Origin of the sequence: Mycolicibacterium vinylchloridicum (assembly GCF_013404075.1) — a bacterium.
In the GTDB taxonomy this organism is placed as follows: Bacteria; Actinomycetota; Actinomycetes; order Mycobacteriales; family Mycobacteriaceae; genus Mycobacterium; species Mycobacterium vinylchloridicum.
Genome location: NZ_JACBJQ010000056.1, coordinates 1 through 21,402, shown reverse-complemented (window position 1 = coordinate 21,402; position 21,402 = coordinate 1). Strand labels below are relative to the sequence as shown.

The window sequence follows — 21,402 nt, the reverse complement described above, 5'->3', positions numbered from 1 at the left end:
TGGTTACCAGGTGCGCCGGGCGCCGGTGGTGAGTTCCTTGCCTTTGTGCCGCCAGCGTGGCTCTTTGTCGACGGTGCGGCCGGTGATTTCGCGCAAGTTGCGGATCACCGATCCGTAAAGCCCGGAGGCCGTCGTGGACAACTTGCCGCCTGGCGGTTCGTCCATGAACGGCATGAACTTGTCCGGGAAACCCGGCATGGTGCACCCGATGCAGATGCCGCCGACGTTCGGGCATCCGCCCACACCGTTGATCCAACCACGTTTGGGCACATTGCATTTCACGACCGGACCCCAGCAACCGAGCTTGACGATGCACTTGGGTGAGCCGTATTCCGTTGCGAAATCGCCCTGTTCGTAGTAACCGGCCCTGTCACATCCCTCGTGAACAGTCTTGCCGAACAGCCATTGCGGTCTCAACGCGTCGTCGAGCGGGATCATCGGCGCTTGTCCGGTCGCCATGTAGAGCAGATAGGTGAGCGTCTCGGAGAGGTTGTCGGGATGGATCGGGCAACCCGGTACGCACACGATCGGGATACCGGCCTTGCTCTTCCAGTCCCAGCCCAGATAATCCGGAACTCCCATGGCGCCGGTGGGGTTTCCGGCCATCGCGTGGATCCCCCCATAGGTGGCGCAGGTGCCCACCGCCACCACCGCGGTGGCCTTGGGCGTCAGTCTGTCGAGCCAGGCACTGGTGGTCATCGGCTGACCGGTTGCCGGGTCGTTGCCGAACCCGCACCAGTACCCCTCGGTGTGCAGCTGTTCGTTGGGGATCGAGCCCTCGACGACGAGCACGAACGGTTCCAACTCGCCGCGCTCGGCCCGGAAGAACCACTCCAGGAAATCGTCGGCGCCACCGCTGGGCCCGCACTCGAAGTCGATCAGCGGCCAGTGCACCGCAACCTTGGGCAGACCCGGTAACGCCCCGAGAGCGATCTCCTCGACGCTGGGTTGGGTGGCGGCAGTCAACGCCACCGAATCACCATCGCAACTGAGGCCTGCATTGATCCACAGAACGTGGATCAGAGTTTCTTCCGCTTTGACTGCTGCTTCCGTCGGCATGCTCGCAGCTTCCCGGGACGGGAGCTGACCGTCCCTTGCGCCGCCGGAGTCGACCGTCGGCCCTCTTGCGCGGCGTTGTTTCTGGGTCTACTCCCGGGCCACGGCGTTGTCAACGCTTGCGATGTGGTTGGCAGACGCTGGCCGGATGCTGCCGGATCTGATAGACCGGGTATGGCGGTCATCCGCGAAATGCACAGCACGGGCGTTAATTTGAACGTCGCGCGTGAGTCAGTGTTGTGTCGCCGAAGTGAAGTTACGGAGCCAATCGAACCAGTTGGGCATGCCCTCGCCGGTGCGGGCACTCACCGGCAGGATCGTTGCACTCGGATTCACTTCACGGACCCGGGCTATGTAGGTGTCGACATCGGCATCGAGGTGGGGAACCAGGTCGATCTTGTTCAGCAACACCACATCGACCGAGCGGAACATCACCGGATACTTGAGTGGCTTGTCTTCGCCCTCGGTCACCGAATACACCATCGCCTTGGCGTGCTCGCCGACGTCGAACTCCGCGGGACACACCAGGTTCCCCACATTCTCGATGATCACAAGATCAAGCACCGGAAGGTCGAGCCCCTGCAGTGCGCGATTGACCATCGGGGCATCCAGGTGGCATTCCCCGCCGAAACCATTGTTGGTGTTGAGCAGGGAGATCTGGGCGCCGCGTCCGCTGAGCTTGGCTGCGTCCAAATCGGTGGCGATGTCACCCTCGATCACGCCGACGGCGAGGTCGTTCGCCAGCTCGTCGAGAGTGGCGGCCAGCACCGTCGTCTTTCCCGAACCCGGTGAACTCATCAGGTTCAGTGCGCGGATTCCGTTGCTCTCGAAGGCCGCCCGGTTGATGTCTGCGCGGCTGTCGTTCTCGGCGAAGATGTGCTCGAGTACCTCGATGCGTTCCGAGCCGGTCGCATAACCACTGTGTTCGCCGTGGTCGTGCGAGTGATGCTCATGATCATCGTGTTCGTGGCTGTGCACCGTGCCGTCGTCGTGACGATGAAACCTACCCATGCCGAGTACCTTTCGCTTCGCAGGCTACGTCACGTCGAGTGAGGTGACCAAGAACTCGTTACCCCGGACCACCTCGACGTCGACGCTCTCGCAGTGTGGGCACGACACCGTCCAGCGGGAGGCGATCTCCGAGTGCTGTCCGCAGCTGTGACAGTCCACCTCCGCGGCGACGAATTCGAGCTCCAACTCGGCATCGGGCATGTTCTCGTGATCGCGGACCAGCGTCCAGCAGAACGACAATGAGTCAGGCACGACCTGACGCAGCGCGCCGATCTGTACCCGCACCACATCGACACGGCGGCCGGCCGCGTACGGCTTGACCACCCCGGCAATCGCGTGGCACAGCGACAATTCGTGCACTGTCGGTCTTTCCGTCCTCCGAGTCGGGCAGGCCTGCACCCTACAACGCCCCGCTGGCGCAGCCGAGAGCCTTTTGGACGGAAAAACGCAGACTTTCGCTGCGAAATTGTGATTGTGGTCATAGCACCGCGGGACTAGCGTGGTTTTCACCTGCCCGTGCGAACAGCCCATCGCCGCGGGTGGTTGTCTTCTGCTCAGGAGGTTCATGAGCACCTATTTGCGCCCGCATTCGGCGGGCTGAGGCGACGGCGATCCGATGAATGTGAGGGTGCGTCTCGACATCACCGGTGTGGTGCAGGGCGTCGGGTTCCGCCCGGCGGTCGCGCGGATCGCCGCTGAGTTGGGTCTCAGCGGCTTCGTGTACAACGACGCCGGGTCGGTTCATTGCGAACTGGAGGGCCCGGCCGCCGACGTCGAGGCCGCGATCACGGCGATCCGACATCGCCCACCGCCGATGGCCCGCGTCGATGCATTGCATAGTCGGGCTTTGGAACCCAAGGGCGACAACGGGTTTGACATCATCGGTAGCCGCAGTGGAGACGACTCACGGACGCTGATTCCGCCGGACATCGCGATATGCGACGACTGTCTGCGCGAAATGCACGACTCGGCCGACCGGCGCCACGGCCACGCCTTCATCACCTGCACCAACTGCGGACCGCGCTACACCGTCATCACCGATCTGCCCTACGACCGGCCGGCGACCACCATGGCCGGTTTCCCGATGTGCGCGGCGTGCGCGGCGGAGTACCACGATCCGCTGGATCGTCGCTATCACGCCCAGACCATCGCGTGCCCGGACTGCGGTCCCCGGCTGAGCTGGCAGGCCGCGGGCGTCGGACAGCACACCGACGACCCGGTCGGCGCGGCAGCGGCCGCGCTGCGGGCCGGGCGAATCGTCGCGGTCAAGGGAATCGGCGGCTTCCACCTGGCCTGCCGCGCCGATGACCCGTCTGTGGTCGCCGAACTGCGGCGGCGCAAGAACCGTCCGGCCAAGCCGTTCGCGGTGATGGTCGCCGACCTGGCCGCCGCGAACGACATCGTGGTCCTCGACGACGCGACCGCTGCCGCGCTGACCTCGCCGTCGGCGCCGATCGTGCTCGTCGCCCGCCGGTCCGGCGGGGTTGCCGACGCCGTGGCGCCCGGGCTGGCCGACCTCGGCGTGCTGCTGGCCTACTCTCCGCTGCACCACCAGTTGTTCGACCGGCTGGGGCGCTCGACAGCACTGGTGATGACCTCTGCCAACCGGGGCGGGTCACCCATCGTGTTCCGCGATGAACAGCTGGAGTGGATCGACGGGCTCGCCGATGCGGTTCTCACCCATGACCGGCCCATTCATGTGCCGTGCGAGGACTCGGTGATCATCATCGACGAGCGCGGCGCGCAGGTGCCGTTGCGCCGGTCGCGCGGGTATGCCCCGCTCCCGGTGTCGGTGCCCGATCCGCGACCGGAGCGCGTCATTCTCGCCACCGGCGGCGACCTGAAGACCACGTTCTGCCTGATGGGGAGCGACGGGCACGCACATATGTCCGCCCATCTCGGCGACATGGCCGACCCGCGGACGCAGAGCTGCTTCGAATCGGCGCTGGATCACCTGGCGTTCATGACCGGTCGCGCACCCGATGTGATCGCCTGCGACATGCACCCCGGGTACGCCACCACCGCGTGGGCGCAACGCCACGCTCTGGGCCGACGGGTCATCGCTGTCCAACACCATCACGCTCACGCGGTCTCGCTGCTTGCCGAACATCGACGGCTGGGCACGCCGGTCATCGCCGTCACCTATGACGGCACCGGCTACGGCACCGACGGCACCATCTGGGGCGGCGAGTTGCTGGCGATCACCGATGCGACTCGGTTCACCCGGGTCGGCCACCTCCGGGAGTTCGCATTGCCCGGCGGCGATGGCGCGGTTCGTCACCCGGCCCGTATCGCTCTGGATCTCCTGCACCGTGCCGGCATCGACTGGGCCGCCGATCTGCCGCCGGTTGCCGCGCTCGACAAGACTGGGCTGAGCATCCTGCACCAGCAGATCCCGCGGGGGCTCGGGTGTGTACCGACCACCAGCATGGGCCGTCTTTTCGACGCGGTGGCCAGCCTGCTCGGCGTGTGCCAGGAGGTCAGTTACGAGGGCCAGGCCGCGGTGGAGTTGGAGCACCTGGCCAGACGCGGGACGCCGAGTGGATTGGATTTCAGTGTCGCCGATGGCGTGTTGGATCCCGGGCCGGTGATCGCCGGCATCGTCGAGGGCCTTCGTGGCGGCACGCCCGTTGCCGACCTGGCCGCCGGTTTCCACCAGGCAGTCGTCCGCGCGACGACCGCGGCGGCCACCGAATGCGCTCGGGCAGCCGGGATCTCGGTCATCGGGCTGACCGGCGGCGTCTTCGCCAATCGTCTTCTGCTGCAGAGTCTTCGGCGCGCGCTCAGCGAGCGCGGGTTCGAAGTCCTCACTCACCGAACAGTGCCATGTAACGACGGCGGACTGGCACTGGGCCAGGCCACCATCGCCGCCGCCACGCTCATCGAGGCGGGGCCGGCGGCTGTACCGGAAAGGAACGGCGTATGTGCCTCGGAATCCCCGGCAAGGTGATCGAGATATGGGAGGAGGCCGGCACCCGGATGTCGACTGTCGACTTCGGCGGCACCACCAAGACGGTGTGCCTGGCGTACCTGCCGGACATGCAGATCGGCGAATACACGATCGTGCATGCGGGTTTCGCGATCGCCCGGCTCGACGAAGCGTCGGCCAACGAGACGTTGAAGATGTTCGAAGACCTGGGCGTCCTTGAGGAAGAACTCGGCGGCACCGAAGGACAGGGTAGGAGGGAACCGGCATGAAGTATCTCGACGAATTCCGTGATCCCGCCGCGGCCAAGAACCTGGTTGAGGCGATTCAGCGGCGCGCCACCCGGACCTGGACGATCATGGAAGTCTGTGGTGGGCAGACACATTCGATCATCAGAAACGGCATCGATCAGCTGCTCGACGGCGCCGTGGAGTTCATCCACGGACCCGGCTGTCCGGTGTGCGTCACACCGCTGGAGATGATCGACCGGGCACTGGAGATCGCCGCCCGTGACGACGTCATCTTCTGCTCGTTCGGTGACATGCTGCGGGTGCCCGGCAGCCGCCACGACCTGTTCAGTGTGCGCGCCCGTGGCGGCGATGTCCGCATCGTGTACTCGCCGCTGGACGCCACCCGGATCGCTGCCGACAACCCGGACAAACAGGTGGTGTTCTTCGGGGTCGGGTTCGAGACCACCGCGCCGGCCAACGCCATGTCGGTGCTGCACGCCCAGCGGCTGGGGCTGACCAATTTCTCGGTGCTGATCTCCCACGTGCTGGTTCCCCCCGCGATGACGGCCATCCTGAGCTCGCCCACCAACCGGGTAGAGGGCTTCCTCGCCGCCGGTCACGTCTGCACCGTGATGGGCACGGCGGAATACGGGCCGCTCGTCGAGCAGTTCAAGGTGCCCATCGTGGTGACGGGATTCGAGCCGCTTGACCTGCTCGAAGGGGTGCGTCAGGTCGTTGATCTGCTCGAATCGGGCAAGGTGGAGTTGCGAAACGCGTATCCGCGGGCGGTCAGCGACGTTGGCAACACCGTCGCGCAGGAGGCGCTGGCCGATGTGTTCTCGGTGGTCGATCGCCAGTGGCGGGGCATCGGCATGATCCCCAAGTCGGGCTGGGCGCTCTCGCCGCGTTACGCCGAATTCGACGCCGAGCTCAAGTTCGGGGTGGGGCATCTTCAGGTGCAGGAGTCCTCGGAGTGTCACAGCGGCGAGGTCTTGCAGGGCCTGCTCAAGCCCAACCAGTGTCCGGCGTTCGGCACGACCTGCACGCCGCGCACACCGTTGGGAGCCACCATGGTCTCCAGCGAGGGAGCGTGCGCGGCGTACTACCAGTTCCGCAGGCTCGAGACTGCCGCCCATGTCTGATTCGGCGGGCAGGAACGAAGCGACCCGGGGGATGGATTCGGTCGCCGTCGATCCATCGGATTGGGTGTGCCCGCTCCCGCTACGCGAGACCAGCCGGATCGTGCTGGGGCACGGCGGCGGCGGGATCCTGTCCGAAGAGCTGATCGAGAATCTGTTCCTGCCGGCGTTCGGGTCGGCGGGCGGTCCGGCCCGCGACTCCGCGGTGTTGAACGTTCCCGGTGGGCGCATCGCGCTGACCACCGATTCCTACGTCGTCAACCCGTTGTTCTTCCCGGGCGGCAACATTGGTGATCTGGCCGTCAACGGCACCATCAACGATCTCGCGTGCAGTGGCGCGCAGCCGCTCGGGCTGACCGCCGGCTTCATCATCGAGGAGGGTTTGGAGCTCGAGGTGCTGGGCGTCATCGCCCAGACGATGGGTAAGGCCGCCGCCGAGGCAGGCGTGAATATCGTCACCGGCGACACCAAGGTCGTCGGAAAGGGCAGTGCGGACGGGCTTTTCGTCAATACCGCCGGTGTGGGCGTAGTCCCCGACGGGGTGCGGATCGGACCCGAGCAGGCCCGGCCCGGCGACCACGTCATCGTGTCGGGCAACATCGGCGAGCACGGCGTGGCGATCATGAGTGTGCGCGAGGGTATCGACTTCGGGACGACGGTGACCACCGACAGCGCCCCATTGCATCTGCTGGTGGCCGCAATGCTGGCGGCGGCGCCCGACGCGGGCGCGATCCATGTGTTGCGCGATCCGACCCGGGGCGGGCTGGTCGCGTCGGCGGTCGAGATCGCCCGTACCTCCGGTGTCGGTGTCGAACTCGACGAGCAACTCATCCCGGTACCGGACACGGTGGCGTCGGCCTGCAGTTTCCTCGGACTCGATCCGCTGCAGGTGGCCAACGAGGGCAAGCTGGTGGCATTCGTCGACCCGGCGTACAGCGAAGCGGTATTGGCGGCCATGCGATCCCGGCCCGAGGGAACGGGGGCGGTGGTCATCGGCCGCGCGGTCGAGGAGCACCCGGGAATGGTTGTCGGCCGCACCGCGTTCGGCACCACCCGGGTGATCGAACGTGAACTGGGTGAGCAGCTTCCGAGAATCTGCTGATACGTGACCAATACCGATGACCGGACGGCACAGGCCCCCGGGTCACTCGTCGATGCGTACGACTGCCTGCTGCTCGACCTTGACGGCACAGTGTTTCGCGGACACTCGCCGACGCCGGGTGCCGTCGAGGTGCTTGCGGCCGTTGCTGCTCGCAAGATCTTCGTGACCAACAACGCTTCTCGGAGCGCCGGCGAGGTCGCAGATCACCTTGTGGCACTGGGGTTTGCGGCTGACGCCGGCGACGTCATGACCAGTGCGCAAAGTGCCGCGCGCGCAATGAGCCGGCGTCTGCCGCCTGAGTCCAAGGTTCTGGTGGTGGGCACCGATTCGCTCGCCGCCGAGATCGCGCTTGTCGGGCTGGCGCCAGTGCGTTCCCACAACGATGCACCGGTCGCCGTCGTCCAGGGCCATTCACCGCACACCGGTTGGGCGGATCTGGCGGAGGCCACCCTCGCCATCCGCGAGGGTGGACTGTGGGTTGCCACGAACGCCGACCTGACGCTGCCGACCGACCGCGGACTGTTGCCCGGCAACGGCTCGATGGTGGCAGCGCTACAGGCGGCGACCGGGACGACGCCCGAGGTGATCGGCAAACCGGCTCCGACGATGTTTCGGGATGCGCTGGCTCGCGGCGTGTTTCACGCACCGCTGGTAGTGGGCGACCGCCTGGACACCGATATCGCGGCGGCCAATGCCGCGGGCATCCCGAGCATGCTCGTGCTCAGCGGTGTGAGTACGCCGACAGATGTGATCCTCGCCCCTCGCGGACTGCGCCCGACGTATCTTGCCGAGGACCTGCGCGGGCTCCACGAACCCCTGTCCTGCATGCGGATCGGGCCCCAACCCGGTTGGGCCACGACGGTCGCCGATGGCGCCGTGACGGTTACCTCCCGCGGTGCCGATGACGCACTCTCAGCGCTGCGTGTGGTGGCGGACGCGATGTGGCGATGCGGTGCAGCCATGGTGGTGGCCGGTGATCGACGCAGTCGAGATGCGCTGCAGCGCTGGGACCTTGGCTAGCATCACCGCGAGAGCGCGCGCATCACGATCTCGGTGGCCAGTTGCGCGGTGAAGTGCTGTGAGCTACGCGGACCCGCAAGGTCGACCAGCCGAAAGTCGGCGTGTACGTGACGTCTACTGGCGCGGGCAACGGCGTGTGCCGACCTGCCCTCGGCCAGAATGGTCGTGTCGACTTCGACTGCGGGACAATCTCCGTCACGAATGATGCCGTCGGCATTCGGTACCCTCGGGTGGCCGCGGTCGATCGCCACCAGCCCGGTGAAGCGCTCGCGATGGGTGGCCGCAAGGTCCCACGCCAGTTCTGCGCCGGCGCCGTCACCGACCAGCAGTCCGCTCGCGATCTGCAGTTGGTCGAGGAACCCGACGATCGACTTCGCGCTCAGCCCGTCCACGATGGGAATGGTGACTATACGGAACATCGCAACCTGCAGGCGTGCCCGCAACGCGTCCTGGGCCACCGGGTTTCGGGCGGGTTCCTCGAGCATGATGATCGTCCGGCCGGAGGCCGGACCAGACAGCGTGACCGACACCGTGGTCCCTTCGATGGCGCTGACCGTGCATCGCGATCGGTGCTGATGCGGAGTGACTTCAATCATCCTGATACGTAGCAATGTCCCGCTGATAGGCGCGTTGATCGTTCATGTACGGAAATGCTGCTGCTCGAACATCAAGTTGTCTATTGAGATTCCGCAGCCAACGATGAAGCGCTCATCTAAGTCAGCCATCGACGCCGATACCCAGATCAGGCGACGAGTAGGGCTACGCCAACCGCCTGGTGGACCGGGTCGCGCTGGTCGGCAAGTCCCTGTGACCGTCAGGGCTGGTCGGCCCAGAACGGTGGCCGCGCGGCGTGCTGGTTGTGTTGGGTGCCATCGCCGGGCGCCGTGGCCGACCACGCGGTGCCTTCGCAGACCAGGTCGTGCGGCAACGGAATCTGGTCGGGCAGCAGCTGTCCGCCGGGTATCGCGTCGACGATCGCCTGCACTGGCAACGGCGGCGCCAACGCCGCGGTATAGGGCAGTGTGGTGAGCGCGGACGGAAGTGTCGGGGCAGGCGCGGCCGGGGGAGCGGCGACGACAGGCACCGGCGCGCCCAGCGGCATCGGAACTGGTGGCACCACGACAGGTACCGCCGGTGCCGGAGCCGGGAGGGCGAGTGCGGCGTCTTCGACGGGCGCGGCCATCGGCACGACGGCGGTCGCGTCGGGAACGGCTTCGACGGCGGGCGGTGCCGGCACGGCGCCGGCTTCCGGCGTGAGCGAGAACAGCTCTCCTGCCGGTGTCGCCGGGATCTCCGGAGCTGCGGCGACCGGCGCGGCCGGCGGTGCGGGTTCGACGGGTGCCACCGGGGGAGTCGCGGCGGCTTCCATGACTGGTGCGGCTTCCTGGACGGGTGCGGCGATCGGCGCAGCGGGCGAGATGTCGGCCACCGGTACGACATCGGTCACCGGTGCCGCGACGGGCGGCGCGGCGACCGCAATCGGCGCGGGGGCTTCGGCGGGTACGGCGACGGGCGCCGGCGCAGCCGCAGGTAACGGGGCGGCGGGCACGACCACGGGGGCGGGAACGACGGGAACCGGCAGGGCAGCCACCGGAACGATGGGCACCGCGGCCCGGGCTGCCGGGACCAGCGCACTGTCGGTCACCGGCGCGGCGACGACGGGAGCGGCTGCCACAGGCGCTGCGGCAGGAGTCGGCGCCAGCGCCGCGGAGTCCGGGATCGCGTCACCGACGGCGGAAGCGGCATTGCCGAGCATGTCCGGCACGACCGTTGGCGAAGCGGCGAACTGTTCGATGATGCCGCCGCAGGGCACGCCCGGGCTCGGTTCGGCACCGGCACCGGGACTGAAGATGCAGCTCAGCAAGATCAGGGCCGCGCAACCGGCCGACGTGACCGCCGGGCGGCGGATGTTCGGTGACACGATTCCCCGTCCATGACGATCTTGATTGGCCATCAAGACGGTATCGGTTCAGGTGGCCAAAACAAGATCGCGCCGATTCCTTTATGAAACCGATACGTGCCGGAGTCGATCCGGTGATTGCACGCTGAATCCCTTGTGCGTCAACGTGTTCAGCAAACCCGACGTTCGAGCCGATCGATGTAGCGGCCCGGCGCGCCTGCCGGTAGAGGTCGACTAGGTGTGCAGTTCGGGAAATTCGACTTCGGCACCGCCGGGCATCGCACTGACGCCCAGGCGGTCGCAGACCTCCAGGACCTCATCGACGATCGACGTCGGGACGATGAAGTTGCCAGTGGCCGATATCTGCTCGAGATGGTCGGCGATGTCTTCGGCTGCCGGTTCGGTATCGGCATCGGCCAGCCAGCCTTCACTGAGCCCGACGAACACCCGGGCATACCGCCGCGCGCACGCCGAATAGTTGCGGTGCGTGACAGTGCAAGCCGTACTTGCCAAGAACACCACCAGCGGCACCACCAGCTCGGGCCGGATGGCGCGCATGAAACCGGATTCGGCAAGGAACTTCTCGTCGCCGACGGTCTCGGCCACCATCCGGGAGAACCCTGTCGGCAAGACGGCATTGGCCAGGATTCCGTGCGCTTCACCTTCTATCGCAATGACATTCGTCAGCCCGATCAGGCCGGCCTTGGCCGCCGCGTAGTGCGCTTCCATCGGCTGACCGAACGCCCCGGCCGAGGAGGAGATGAAGACGAATCGGCCACCTCCTCCTGCCTTCATCGCCCGGTACGCGGGCTGGGCCAGATGGAAACCGCCGTCGAGGTGGACCCGCAGCATCCGGGTCCAGTCGTCGTGCGAAAGGTCTTCGAACGCAACGCTGCCGAAGATGCCGGCATTGCTGACGACGGCATCCACGCGTCCGAACGCGCCCATCGCCGTCTCCACGATCGCCGCGCCGCCCGCTGCGGTATCGACCGAGTCGTACGAGGCGACGGCCCGCCCGCCGGCGCGGGTGATCTCCTCGACCACCGAATCGGCGACGCCCGTGTCCACCCCGTCCCCGCGCATCGTCGACCCGACATCGTTGACCACGACCGCCGCGCCGCGGCCGGCCACATCGAGTGCGTACAGCCGACCGAGACCGCGGCCCGCGCCGGTGACGATCACCGCTTGGCCGGTGAAGTCGATCATGGCACCACCCTTGTCAATTCGGTGTCGATGCGCCCCCCGGGTCGCGAACCGGCCAGTTGACTGGCACAGGGTCGGACTCTACGGTGGAACAGATATTTGGTCAACAAGTCCGGGACGGCTTGGGGAGGGTGGAGGTGTTCGTTGGCTGACGACGATCGACTCGCTCGGCTGGCCGTGGTCGCATCGGCCTTCGCCGGGCACTCGGTCGTCGTCGTGCCTGGCGAGCCCGACTCGCCGCCCTGGACGGACGGGGAGCGCATCTTCGTCGACCCCGCGGCCACGCAGCGTGCCACCATCGAGGCGATTGCCGTCCAGGCCTCTCTGATCGCGGCGGGCAGTCTCGATGTCGATATCGTCAAGGCATTGATCGGAAACCGGAAGACAGCGACGCGGTATCTCGCCGTCGAGGGGCGCCGCGCACTTCTGGCCAACGCCCACATCCTGCCCGGCACGCTGGCAGCGCTGGCCGGCTCGAGCAGTGCGAGCCGAAGCCAGGCCGAGTCGCTGGCGATCGCGAAGGGTGCGGCGCCGGTTGTCCAAGCACCCGCGTCCTTCGGGATCATCCGGCCCAAGCCGGTACTCGACTTCCTCGGCCGCGCGGCGAAAACGGGTGACAAGAACATAATCGGCCACGTGCCACGCAGCGAAGGCAACCGGGCACTCGACGAGCTCGACGACGGCGAATTACCCACGGGCGACGACGATCCGGACATGTTCAGCAGCCCGGTCGGTGGCGGCGGCTTCATCGGAAGGTGGCTCAAGAAGCTGTTGTCGTCCACGCGTGCCGGCAGTTCAGGCGGCGGGCCACCGGGAGCGGATTCACCCACCCATCGCACCCATTCGGCCAGGCGCGGCGTCCACGCCGTCTCGTCGACAGCCACGGCCATCACCGACGTCGGGGCCGACGTCGTGGCAGCGGGGGTGAGGTATCCCGAGTGGGACGTCGATCGCAAGGCGTACCGGCCCGACTGGTGCACCGTGCGCGAAGTTGAACCGCGGATCACGCCCGACGCGTCGCCTGCCATCGACGACGCGATCGCGTTCCGGCGGCCCCTGGCGCGCCTGGGTATGGGCCTGCACCGCCGGCATCGCCAGGTCCAGGGCGATGACATCGACATCGACGCCGCCGTCGCGGCGAGGGTCGAGGTGAGGGCCTGTTCCGTGCCGGATGAAGCCGTCTACCTCGACAGCCTGCGCCGCCGCCGCGACCTCTCGATTCTCGTTCTGCTCGACGTGTCGGGCTCGTCCGCCGAGGCAGGCACAATCGGCAAGACGGTTCACGAGCAGCAACTCGTTGCCGCGGCCAACCTCGTCGTCGCACTGCACGACCTCGGCGATCGCGTCGCACTGTACGGATACAACTCCCAGGGCCGCTCGGCGGTGAACGTCATTCCGATCAAGCGCATGGACGACGATCTGGACAGCCAGGTACTGCGCAGGCTCAACAGTGTGCAACCCGCGGCGTACTCCCGGCTCGGCGCCGCCATCCGGCACGGGAGCAAGGTGCTCGAGGAGCGCGGCGGGACCTCGCGGCGTCTGCTCGTCGTGCTGTCGGACGGCCTGGCCTACGACCACGGCTACGAACGCGGGTACGGAGCAGCCGACGCGCGCCGGGCGCTGACCGAAGCCCGCAGGCGGGGCACCGGCTGCGTGTGCCTGACCGTCGGGGCCCACGTCGACTCGGCGGCTCTTCGCGGCGTCTTCGGCAGTGCCGCACACGCGATGGTGGGCCGTCCCGAGCAGCTCGCAGGCGTCATCGGGCCGCTGTTCCGGTCGGCCATCCGCGCCGCCGAAGTCCGGCGCCGCGTGTCGTGACGCATGCTTGAAACAAACATCTGTTCCGCGATAGGCTGCCAACCACCGCAGCGACGCGGGGAAGGGACGAAGGTTGCCATCAGTGGTCGCGGATAAGCTCGAGCACCAGAACGGGGTTGCCTACCTCCCCGAGGGGAAGCGTCCCTACTACCAGGCGATAGCGAACGAGGAGACCGTCTTCAAGGCGGCCTACCGGCAAGGGCTTTCGCTGGTGCTGAAGGGGCCCACGGGCTGCGGCAAGACGAGGTTCGTGGAGGCGATGGCCCACGATCTGGGCCGTCCCCTGATCACGGTCGCATGCCACGACGATCTGACCACAGCCGACCTGGTCGGCCGCTACCTGCTGCGTGGTGACGAAACGGTGTGGGTCGACGGCCCGCTGACCCGCGCGGTGCGCGAGGGCGCCATCTGCTACCTCGACGAGGTGGTCGAGGCGCGCCAGGACACCACGGTGGTCCTGCATCCGCTCGCCGACCACCGTCGCCAGTTGCCCATCGAACGTCTGGGCGTGACACTTCACGCCGCACCGGGTTTCGGGCTTGTCGTGTCGTACAACCCGGGCTATCAGAGCGTGTTGAAGGATCTGAAGGACTCCACCCGCCAGCGTATGGTCGCCATTGAATTCGGTTTTCCCACAGCCGAAATCGAAGAAGGGATCGTCGCTCACGAAGCGGGGGTCGACCCTGAGGTGGCCGCCGAGCTGGTCCGGTTCGGGCAGGCAGTCCGCCGTCTGGAAACCGGTGGTCTTCGCGAGGTGGCGTCCACGCGCGTGCTGATCGCCGCCGGCCGGCTGATCGCCGAAGGACTGCCGATGCGCGAGGCGGCGCTGGCCGCCATCGCGGGACCGCTGACCGACGATGCCGTCGTCGGGCGCGGTCTCGCGGAAATGATCGACGTCTACCTGCCCGCATCCAACTGACCCGGGAGAGCGAATGTCCTACGAAAGCACCGCGGAGCCGATCAAAGTCGGTTACCTGATGGACTTCACACTGCCCCCGGGGTTTCCCGAGGAGCTCCTGTCGTCGTTCACCAGGTGCTTCGAGCTCGTCTTTGAGGAGGCCATGGCCGACGGCTGGATCGACCGGCCGGTTCAGATGATCTACAAGGAAGTCGAAGGCTTGCCCAAGGGCAGCGTCAAAGCCGTGATCGACGCCTACGGCGAACTCGTCGACGAGGGTTGCCTGGTGGTGTTCGGACCGAACATCACCGACAACTGCGTGCCGGTGCGCGAAGCGATCGAGGAACGCTTCAAGGTGCCCGCGATCAGTGTGACCGGCACCGACGACTGGCTCGGGGAGTGGACGTTCGCCTTTCCGCAGGGATCGATGACCGACGAGCCGATCTTCATCGTCGACCTGATCGCCAAGCGTGGTCTGACCGAGATCGGCGTGCTGGTCGAGCAGAGCCTGATCGGTGAAAGCTACCTGAAAAGCCTCCGAAGTGCGTGCCGCCGCAAGGGTATTCGGATCGTCGCCGAGTCCGCGATCGCACAGACAGCGCAGGACATCGACGGCGCGGTCCGGTCACTGCACGAGGCGAAGGCCGAGGCCATCGTGCATCTCGGTTTCGGCTTCGGGATCGTCTTCATCAACCCGGTGCTGGAGACGCTGGAGTGGGACCCGCCGCGGTTCACCACCACCGCGTTCCAGAACGCCTGGGTCAACCCGATCATGTGGAAGGCCTTCATGGGCTGGATCGGTGTCGACCAGTACGACGAGGGCAACCCGATCGGGCAGGCGTGGCTGGATCGTTACGCAGCGCGTTACGGCGGCAGCCGGCCCGAGTATTGCGTGACCGTGGTCAACCACGATGTGGCCGCGACACTCGTGCGCGCTTTCGCGGACGCACACCCGCTGAGCCCGCGGGGTGTCAAGGAGGCGCTGGAACGGGTGAAGATGCTGCCCGCGGCATCGGGTGCGCCCGGAACCCGGGTATCCCTGGGCAAATGGACGCGGCGGGCTTGGATGGGGTCGGGGTACCTGGTGGCCCGCACGCTCGACGCCGACGGCGTGAACTCGCATCTGGTCGATCGCTTCGGAGCGGACGGCTGAATCGATGACCACACAGGAATCCACGCCTCCGGACACCGCTGCGCAGATAGCGAAACGTGCTCGCACAGGGCCGAACTGGGGCCGGGTGATCGCGCTGCTGGCGTGGCTCGGCTTCCTCGGGTTGTTCCTTGTGGTCGGGCGTACCGCTGTCGACCCGCGCGTGGCCAACCCCGAAGTCGAGGGGCGGCCACGTCCGGTCGATTTCCTGACGCCCTGGGATCACTGGCAGCTGGTACCGCAGATCGGCGCCTTGATCATGGTCGTGGTCCTGACGATCGTGTTCATCCGTGGCTGGCGCAAGAACCCCGGCAGCCCGGTGCTGATGATGGTTCTGGTCACCACCCTGATCGTATGGCAGGACCCGATCATGAACTGGTCGCCGTACGCGGTGTACAACCCGGCGCTGATGCACTGGCCGGAGTCCTGGTACCTGATCATGATGTCGCCGACAGTGGAACCCTTCATCGTGTTCGGTTATGTGACTTTCTATTTCGGTCCGTACTTCCCGGCCATCTGGATCCTGCGCAAACTGCAGGCCAGAAAAGGCCCCGAGTCATTCGTCAGCCGCCACCCGCTGATCAGCCTCGCCCTGCTCGTACTGGTGATCGGTTTCATCTTCGACGCCATGCTGGAGATCAGCTTGGTCCGGACCGGGCTCTACATCTACTCGCAGGCCATCCCGTGGGGAACACTGTTCGCCGGCAGCACTTTCCAGTTCCCACTGCTGTGGGAGTCGCTGTCGGTGACGTTCGTGATGATCCCGGCGGCGATTCTCGTCTACCGCGACGACACCGGTAAGTCGGTGGCCGAAAAGCTCGCCGCCAAGGCCAAACTGTTCCCGAAGAAGCCGGTACTCGGCATGTTCCTCGTGATGTTCACGATCATCAACATCTCGTACTTCCTCTACGGCGGCTGGTTCTGGGTCATCAAGGCCAGCGGCGCCGCCACCTCGGTGGCCTGCCCGTGGCCCTATCCCGAAGCAAAGGTCTACGATCCGCAAGGCTATTACCGGGCGAACGGAGCCGAGGGACCCTACTCGGTCGGCAAGTGGTCCACGTGGCAGCAGGGACCGTCGCGGAACACCGACGTCGAACTCGGCTCGACGAGCAATCGTTGTGCCGCTGAGAACGCGAATGGGTAGCCGCACCGTCGTCATCACCGGCGCCGCCCGCGGTTTGGGATTCGCCTCGGCGGTGCGGCTGTACCGGGAAGGCTGGCAGGTGGTGGCGGCCATGCGCACCCCGGACCGGGGCATGCCGTTGCTGCGTGAAGCGACCGGCGCGAGCGAGGACGACGACCGGCTGATCGGTGTGCAGCTCGACCTGACGGACAACGCGTCGGTTTCGGCTGCCGCCAAGGCCATTGAAGAACGGGTCGGAGCACCCTATGCCGTGGTGCACAATGCCGGGATCTCCTCGGCCGGCATGTCCGAGGAGACCGATGCAGAGCTGTGGCAACGCATGTTCGCCACGCACGTAATCGGTCCGGTGGCACTGACCAATGCGCTGTTGCCGTCGATGAGGGCCGCAGGGGAGGGGCGGATCGTTCTGGTGTGCAGCTCGGCCGGGGTGCGCGGGCAGCCGGCCACCGCTCCGTACTCGGCGAGCAAGGGGGCGATGGAACGCTGGGGAGAATCGTTGGCCTCCGAGATCGCGCCGTTCGGACTCGGCGTCACGGTGCTGATCACGGGCACCTACGACACCGAGATCATCACCGACGCCGGCACCACCGATGACCGCGACTTCAGTGGTCCTTACGCGCGGCTGCACCAGACGATGGACACCCGTGGCCGCTTGGCGATGAAACTTGCCCGATCGCCGGAACGCTTTGCCGACGGATTGGTCAAGGTGCTGGCGGATCGTGGACCGTTCCGCCGGCACGGTGTCGGCCCGGACGCGTCGATGCTGTTGGTGTCCAACAGATTCCTGCCATCGTCAGGCATGCATCACCTGTCACGGATCGTGCTGGGCATCCCCAGGCAGGGGGCGATGCGCGCCGGCGTCCATCCGCTCACCGCGACTCAGAAGGCGATGGTGCTTGCCATGAAGGTCGTACCGCCGCCGGTGATGCAACGCATCGTCGCGGCCGCGGGCAAGCGGGCAGCTGCCAAACAGCCACCGCAGCAACAGAAGGAGCAGTAATGGAACAGCTTTTCGACGACCTCGAGGACTTCGGCTCCTTCGACGACGTCGTGTCCGGCAATGTGCGGGATCCGTTCCCGGAGCTGGCCCGGTTGCGCCGCGAAGAGCCGGTCCAGCGCATCGAAGGGTCGGCGATGCCGGGAGAGGCCGGTCTGCCGGTCTTCATCGTGTACCGGTTCGAGGAGGCGCAGCAGATGCTGCGCGACAACGAGACGTTCTCGTCGTCGGGTGTCATCGCCGCCTTCGGCCCGGTGCTGGGGGAGCGAGTCATGCTCGGCATGGACGAGCCGGTGCACGGCCGGTTGCGCGCCTTGATCTCGAAGGCCTTCTCGCAGAAGTCACTTGCGCGTTGGCAGGACGAGCTGGTCGCTCGCGTCGGTAACGAGCTCATCGACGCCTTTGCCGGCACCGGCAAGGCCGATCTGGTGAAGGAGTTCACCTTCACCTATCCGAGCCGGATCATCGCGGGCCTGTTGGGATTGCCGGAGGAGGACTATCCGCAATTCCAGCGCTGGTCGATCTCGCTGCTGAGCTGGATCATGAATCCCGAACGCGGTCTGGCGGCCTCGGCCGCACTGGTCGAGTACTACCGGCCGATCCTTCAGGCGCGCCGGGCCGAACCGCGCGACGACCTGATCAGCCTGCTGGCCGCCGCGGAGATCGACGGCGAGAAGCTCGCCGACGAGGAGATCTTCTCGTTCCTGCGGCTGTTGTTGCCCGCCGGCGTCGAAACGACCTACCGGTCGCTGGGCAATCTGCTCTTCGCACTGTTGTCGGATCCCGCGCAGCTCGAGGCCGTGCGCGACGACCGCTCGCTGCTGCCGGCGGCCATCGAGGAGGGGGTGCGGTGGAATCCGCCGCTGCTCACCATCACTCGGGTCGCCACCCGCGATACCGAACTCGGCGGGGTGCCGATTCCGGCGGGCGCATCGGTGATGCCGATGCTGGGCGCGGCGAACCGGCAGGAGGACCGCTGGCCGCAGCCCGACACCTTCGACCTCTTCCGCGAGCCGCGCAGCAATCTCGGCTGGGGATACGGCGTGCACGTCTGCCTCGGCATGCATCTGGCGCGTCTGGAAATGCGTACCGCCGTCAACCTCTTGCTCGACCGGCTGCCCAACCTGCGGATGGACCCCGACGGGGACGACCCGCACATCCGCGGACAGGTGTTCCGCTCGCCGACGTCACTGCCTGTGCTGTTCGACGCGTAGTAGGGCCCCTCCAGCCTGTGGTTATCGACACCGCCACTTGAACTTTCGCGCGACTGGCGTTGGTGCACCCCATGTGCCGAGCGTGGGACTTCTCGTCGAGATCGTCGAGGTTTCGTCAACGACAGCCCGCACGCTCAGCGGGCGGACTCATGTGCTTCGAGCGACATCAATGCACCACGACGCCGCGGAGCGTCGTGTCCCGCACGCACAGCAGTGACGCGCGGGTACCCAGCTGGCGCAGAATGCTCTCGGGGATCCAGCCGACACCGATCACCGAACGCGCCAGGAGATCGTTGGGCGGGCAGTCGATACCGATCTCGCCGGACCTGATGCCCTCGGCCAAAAGGCTTTTCATCTGCCGCACCCGCTTGGTGAACAACCATCCGGGGTTGGGCGTGTCCGGGGGAGACTGGCGCATCCAGGCCAGCTGAATCCGGAACTCGTCGGCGAAGCGATCCATCGCGTTGGTGTTGATCCAGCTCAAGGCGTCCAGCTTCTCGACAATCGTGGAATCCGCCGCAAGCACCTCGGACCATCCCATGGCGACCTTCTCGCCGAAGGACTGCATGATCGACGCCAGCAGCTGATCCTTCGATCCGATCAACCGATAGACGGTTCCGGTTCCCATGCCGGCCGCCGAGGCGATGTCACGAACCGTGGTGACCTCATAGCCCTTCTTGCCGAATTCGGCTCTGGCGACAGCTCGTACATGGGCGGCCTTGTCATCAGGTTCGGCATCGGCGTCGTCGGTCCACGACCGGACCACGGCATCTGCGGCCAGGAACGCCGCGGACGCATCCAGCTGTTCGTCGGTGGGGGAGCCGGTGGCCAAGCCCTCTAACAGGATCCGGCACAGCAGCACGGCCGACTTGTCTGGCCCCGCGTTGCCCCGGATGACGTCGAGTCCGATCTGCAGCATCGTCTGCACGATGCGCTCGGCCAGCACGGCCAGGTCGACATCGGATCGCAGATAGCCGCTCCATCGCGCCGCACGAAGCGTCTCCAGCATCGACTGCAGCAATGCGGTCGGGCGCCGTGCCGCTAGCGTGGTCAGTTCGTGATGGGAGCTCGGACCCTCATAGAACGACATCTGCAAGGCGGCGCGATGGGTGATCCCGCAGTGCGCGATCGCCGTGGACAGCTCGGCGATCTGATCGAAGGCCGGATGAAAATCGGGGTCGTTCAGCCTGGTCTGCGCCTCACCGGCGACGCGATCCAGATCCTCGTGGTAGCGGTGCAGCAACTCGACGAGGATCGCTTCCTTGGAGTCGAAGTGGTGATACAGGCTGCCGGGCAGAATGCCTGCCGCATCGGCGATTTCCTGCAGCGAGGTCCGCAGGCCCGAGGTGGCGATGATCGACGCTGCCGTCTGCAGGATCTCAGTGCGCCGGGTGCCGTCGTCGTAGGCGTTGCCGAGCTTCGGCGTCACGCGTGCACGCCCCACGACTCCTCCAAAGACTGGTACCCGGCTGACCCGATATTTGGTAGACGCTACCAGAAGCCGATATGGCGACAGGGCCGCTCACCTGCGAATGTCGGTCGCCGATGACGGCCGACGGGAGATCCGTTTGGTAATCGGCTAGGTGTTGTCCGCGTTGCTGCGCGGGAAGCCGCCGCCCTGCGGGAAGAGCGGGAACACCACGTCGTCCAGCTTCTCGGCGTCACCGGCGGTGCGGTTGACCGTTGCGCTCCAGATGTTTCCGTCCGGCGCCACCTCGAGCGCCCACGCGTGGCCATGGGTGTCCTGACGCACCACCTCGGGCTCGCCGGTGACCGCGCCGGTGCCCTGTGCGAGCCGGACCGCGACGGTTTGCTTGGCATTGACGAGATTGACCAGCACCGTGCCGTCCAGTGCGGCACACCCCGCGACGCCGGGCTTATCCGGCCACGTCCACACCGTCGTGGTCTTCGCGTCCGGCGAGATGCGTTGCAGGCGATCGCCGGCCGGACTGCGGTCGGTGATGTACAGCGACTTGTCGGTCGGGTCGATGCACATCCCACCGGCGGGGCCCATCCCGGACAGCGCGGTCGTCGGCGGTGCCGGATTGACCGTCGTGGGCTGTTCCAGGCGGATCACTTTACCCGCCAAGGATTTCGGATCTGCTGCGAGCGCGGGGTTGCCGGCGTCGCCGGTCTGTACCACGAGCGTGGTCGGGCTGGTGAAGATCAGCGACCCGGTATTGCCGGTGGCTCCCTTGGGAATCCCGGTCAGGATGGGCTTGGGGATGTCGCCGTCAGCCACCCGGATCACCTGGTTGTCGGAGGGCGTGCTGATGTAGGCGTACATCAGGCGGTCCTGGGAGTAGGTGGGCGAGAGCACGATGTCCATCAGTCCGCCGTCACCGCTCGGGTCGACCGGGATGACGGTTTTGATCTTCGGTTCGGCGCTGACGGACACGTCCTTGATCGCACCGGTGGTGCGTTCGGCCACCAGGGCGGTCTTGCTGTCGGGGCCCATGATCAGCCCGCTGGTGCTCTCCAGGCAGCCCTGCATGACACCCGGCGCAGGGCTGCCTGGAGAGCACCAGCGGGCTGATCATGGGCCCCGACCACACATCCTGCCCGCTAGGCCAGTGTCACTTCCTTATAGAACA

General features: G+C 66.5%; 18 protein-coding genes and 1 pseudogene. 11 read left to right on the top strand and 8 right to left on the bottom strand.

Annotation, left to right across the window (positions count from 1 at the left end; genetic code table 11):
• Nucleotides 1–3: 3 nt before the first annotated feature.
• The 3 genes from HPC46_RS28560 to HPC46_RS28550 all read right to left on the bottom strand — a co-directional run bounded on the left by HPC46_RS28560 (nucleotide 4) and on the right by HPC46_RS28550 (nucleotide 2,427).
• Entirely contained in the window at nucleotides 4–1,059 is a 1,056-nt protein-coding gene (locus HPC46_RS28560) for an NADH-quinone oxidoreductase subunit B family protein (RefSeq protein ID WP_179475514.1), read from the bottom strand.
• Between the two features lie 228 nt (nucleotides 1,060–1,287).
• Complete coding sequence (hypB, locus tag HPC46_RS28555; protein ID WP_179475513.1) at nucleotides 1,288–2,067, bottom strand: hydrogenase nickel incorporation protein HypB; 780 nt, start codon at nucleotides 2,065–2,067, stop codon at nucleotides 1,288–1,290.
• A gap of 24 nt (nucleotides 2,068–2,091) precedes the next feature.
• The gene (locus HPC46_RS28550) at nucleotides 2,092–2,427 is read right to left on the bottom strand and encodes a hydrogenase maturation nickel metallochaperone HypA (RefSeq protein WP_179475512.1); all 336 of its coding nucleotides are present in this window, start codon (nucleotides 2,425–2,427) and stop codon (nucleotides 2,092–2,094) included.
• Nucleotides 2,428–2,683: 256 nt separating this feature from the next.
• On the opposite strand from HPC46_RS28550, the gene hypF reads away from it, so the two are divergent.
• The 5 genes from hypF to HPC46_RS28525 are packed head-to-tail and all read left to right on the top strand — an operon-like array spanning nucleotide 2,684 to nucleotide 8,484.
• Nucleotides 2,684–5,017 (top strand): carbamoyltransferase HypF, encoded by a 2,334-nt coding sequence (gene hypF, locus HPC46_RS28545; RefSeq protein WP_179475511.1) that lies wholly within the window; start codon nucleotides 2,684–2,686, stop codon nucleotides 5,015–5,017.
• Complete coding sequence (locus tag HPC46_RS28540) at nucleotides 4,990–5,265, top strand: HypC/HybG/HupF family hydrogenase formation chaperone (protein WP_179475510.1); 276 nt, start codon at nucleotides 4,990–4,992, stop codon at nucleotides 5,263–5,265. The genes hypF and HPC46_RS28540 overlap by 28 nt, the downstream gene beginning before the upstream one ends.
• On the top strand, nucleotides 5,262–6,365 hold the full coding sequence (hypD, locus tag HPC46_RS28535; protein WP_179475509.1) for a hydrogenase formation protein HypD: 1,104 nt from the start codon (nucleotides 5,262–5,264) through the stop codon (nucleotides 6,363–6,365). Before HPC46_RS28540 ends, hypD begins: the two co-directional genes overlap by 4 nt.
• Nucleotides 6,358–7,464 carry a hydrogenase expression/formation protein HypE gene (gene hypE, locus HPC46_RS28530; RefSeq protein WP_325096806.1) on the top strand — a complete coding sequence of 369 codons (1,107 nt, stop codon included), beginning with the start codon at nucleotides 6,358–6,360 and terminating at the stop codon, nucleotides 7,462–7,464. Before hypD ends, hypE begins: the two co-directional genes overlap by 8 nt.
• A 3-nt stretch (nucleotides 7,465–7,467) precedes the next feature.
• On the top strand, nucleotides 7,468–8,484 hold the full coding sequence (locus tag HPC46_RS28525) for an HAD-IIA family hydrolase (RefSeq protein WP_179475508.1): 1,017 nt from the start codon (nucleotides 7,468–7,470) through the stop codon (nucleotides 8,482–8,484).
• Nucleotides 8,485–8,486: 2 nt separating this feature from the next.
• Here HPC46_RS28525 and HPC46_RS28520 read toward each other — a convergent pair whose 3' ends face one another.
• The 3 genes from HPC46_RS28520 to HPC46_RS28510 form a co-directional block, all read right to left on the bottom strand.
• Complete coding sequence (locus HPC46_RS28520) at nucleotides 8,487–9,080, bottom strand: alpha/beta hydrolase family protein (RefSeq protein WP_179475507.1); 594 nt, start codon at nucleotides 9,078–9,080, stop codon at nucleotides 8,487–8,489.
• Between the two features lie 218 nt (nucleotides 9,081–9,298).
• Nucleotides 9,299–10,405, bottom strand: coding sequence for a hypothetical protein (locus tag HPC46_RS28515; protein WP_179475506.1), 1,107 nt, complete (start codon nucleotides 10,403–10,405; stop codon nucleotides 9,299–9,301).
• A gap of 213 nt (nucleotides 10,406–10,618) precedes the next feature.
• Nucleotides 10,619–11,590 carry an SDR family NAD(P)-dependent oxidoreductase gene (locus tag HPC46_RS28510; RefSeq protein WP_179475505.1) on the bottom strand — a complete coding sequence of 324 codons (972 nt, stop codon included), beginning with the start codon at nucleotides 11,588–11,590 and terminating at the stop codon, nucleotides 10,619–10,621.
• Between the two features lie 141 nt (nucleotides 11,591–11,731).
• Between HPC46_RS28510 and HPC46_RS28505 the strand changes: the two genes are divergently transcribed.
• The 6 genes from HPC46_RS28505 to HPC46_RS28480 all read left to right on the top strand — a co-directional run bounded on the left by HPC46_RS28505 (nucleotide 11,732) and on the right by HPC46_RS28480 (nucleotide 18,808).
• Complete coding sequence (locus HPC46_RS28505; protein ID WP_179475504.1) at nucleotides 11,732–13,405, top strand: nitric oxide reductase activation protein NorD; 1,674 nt, start codon at nucleotides 11,732–11,734, stop codon at nucleotides 13,403–13,405.
• An 82-nt stretch (nucleotides 13,406–13,487) separates the two neighbouring features.
• A complete protein-coding gene (locus HPC46_RS28500) occupies nucleotides 13,488–14,324 on the top strand; it encodes a CbbQ/NirQ/NorQ/GpvN family protein (RefSeq protein ID WP_179475503.1) in 837 nt (278 codons plus the stop codon).
• A gap of 13 nt (nucleotides 14,325–14,337) precedes the next feature.
• A complete protein-coding gene (locus HPC46_RS28495) occupies nucleotides 14,338–15,456 on the top strand; it encodes an ABC transporter substrate-binding protein (protein WP_179475502.1) in 1,119 nt (372 codons plus the stop codon).
• A 4-nt stretch (nucleotides 15,457–15,460) separates the two neighbouring features.
• Nucleotides 15,461–16,597 carry a spirocyclase AveC family protein gene (locus tag HPC46_RS28490; RefSeq protein WP_179475501.1) on the top strand — a complete coding sequence of 379 codons (1,137 nt, stop codon included), beginning with the start codon at nucleotides 15,461–15,463 and terminating at the stop codon, nucleotides 16,595–16,597.
• Nucleotides 16,590–17,597: an SDR family oxidoreductase gene (locus HPC46_RS28485; protein ID WP_179475500.1), complete on the top strand. Its 1,008-nt coding sequence runs from the start codon at nucleotides 16,590–16,592 to the stop codon at nucleotides 17,595–17,597. Before HPC46_RS28490 ends, HPC46_RS28485 begins: the two co-directional genes overlap by 8 nt.
• Nucleotides 17,597–18,808: a cytochrome P450 gene (locus tag HPC46_RS28480; protein WP_179475499.1), complete on the top strand. Its 1,212-nt coding sequence runs from the start codon at nucleotides 17,597–17,599 to the stop codon at nucleotides 18,806–18,808. Before HPC46_RS28485 ends, HPC46_RS28480 begins: the two co-directional genes overlap by 1 nt.
• Before the next feature lie 166 nt (nucleotides 18,809–18,974).
• Here the strand turns inward: HPC46_RS28480 and HPC46_RS28475 are convergent, their stop codons facing one another.
• On the bottom strand, nucleotides 18,975–20,252 hold the full coding sequence (locus HPC46_RS28475) for a TetR/AcrR family transcriptional regulator (RefSeq protein ID WP_179475498.1): 1,278 nt from the start codon (nucleotides 20,250–20,252) through the stop codon (nucleotides 18,975–18,977).
• Nucleotides 20,253–20,387: 135 nt separating this feature from the next.
• Nucleotides 20,388–21,317, bottom strand: a pseudogene (locus HPC46_RS28470) (PQQ-dependent sugar dehydrogenase); the annotation flags it as partial.
• Nucleotides 21,318–21,402 lie beyond the last annotated feature (85 nt).

Bases quoted from the DNA above. Each gene is read 5' to 3' on its own strand.
- HPC46_RS28560 (WP_179475514.1), bottom strand. From the start codon at position 1,059: ATGCCGACGGAAGCAGCAGTCAAAGCGGAAGAAACTCTGATCCACGTT.
- hypB (WP_179475513.1), bottom strand. From the start codon at position 2,067: ATGGGTAGGTTTCATCGTCACGACGACGGCACGGTGCACAGCCACGAA.
- hypF (WP_179475511.1), top strand. From the start codon at position 2,684: ATGAATGTGAGGGTGCGTCTCGACATCACCGGTGTGGTGCAGGGCGTC.
- HPC46_RS28540 (WP_179475510.1), top strand. From the start codon at position 4,990: ATGTGCCTCGGAATCCCCGGCAAGGTGATCGAGATATGGGAGGAGGCC.
- hypD (WP_179475509.1), top strand. From the start codon at position 5,262: ATGAAGTATCTCGACGAATTCCGTGATCCCGCCGCGGCCAAGAACCTG.
- hypE (WP_325096806.1), top strand. From the start codon at position 6,358: ATGTCTGATTCGGCGGGCAGGAACGAAGCGACCCGGGGGATGGATTCG.
- HPC46_RS28520 (WP_179475507.1), bottom strand. From the start codon at position 9,080: ATGATTGAAGTCACTCCGCATCAGCACCGATCGCGATGCACGGTCAGC.
- HPC46_RS28510 (WP_179475505.1), bottom strand. From the start codon at position 11,590: ATGATCGACTTCACCGGCCAAGCGGTGATCGTCACCGGCGCGGGCCGC.
- HPC46_RS28495 (WP_179475502.1), top strand. From the start codon at position 14,338: ATGTCCTACGAAAGCACCGCGGAGCCGATCAAAGTCGGTTACCTGATG.
- HPC46_RS28490 (WP_179475501.1), top strand. From the start codon at position 15,461: ATGACCACACAGGAATCCACGCCTCCGGACACCGCTGCGCAGATAGCG.
- HPC46_RS28485 (WP_179475500.1), top strand. From the start codon at position 16,590: ATGGGTAGCCGCACCGTCGTCATCACCGGCGCCGCCCGCGGTTTGGGA.
- HPC46_RS28480 (WP_179475499.1), top strand. From the start codon at position 17,597: ATGGAACAGCTTTTCGACGACCTCGAGGACTTCGGCTCCTTCGACGAC.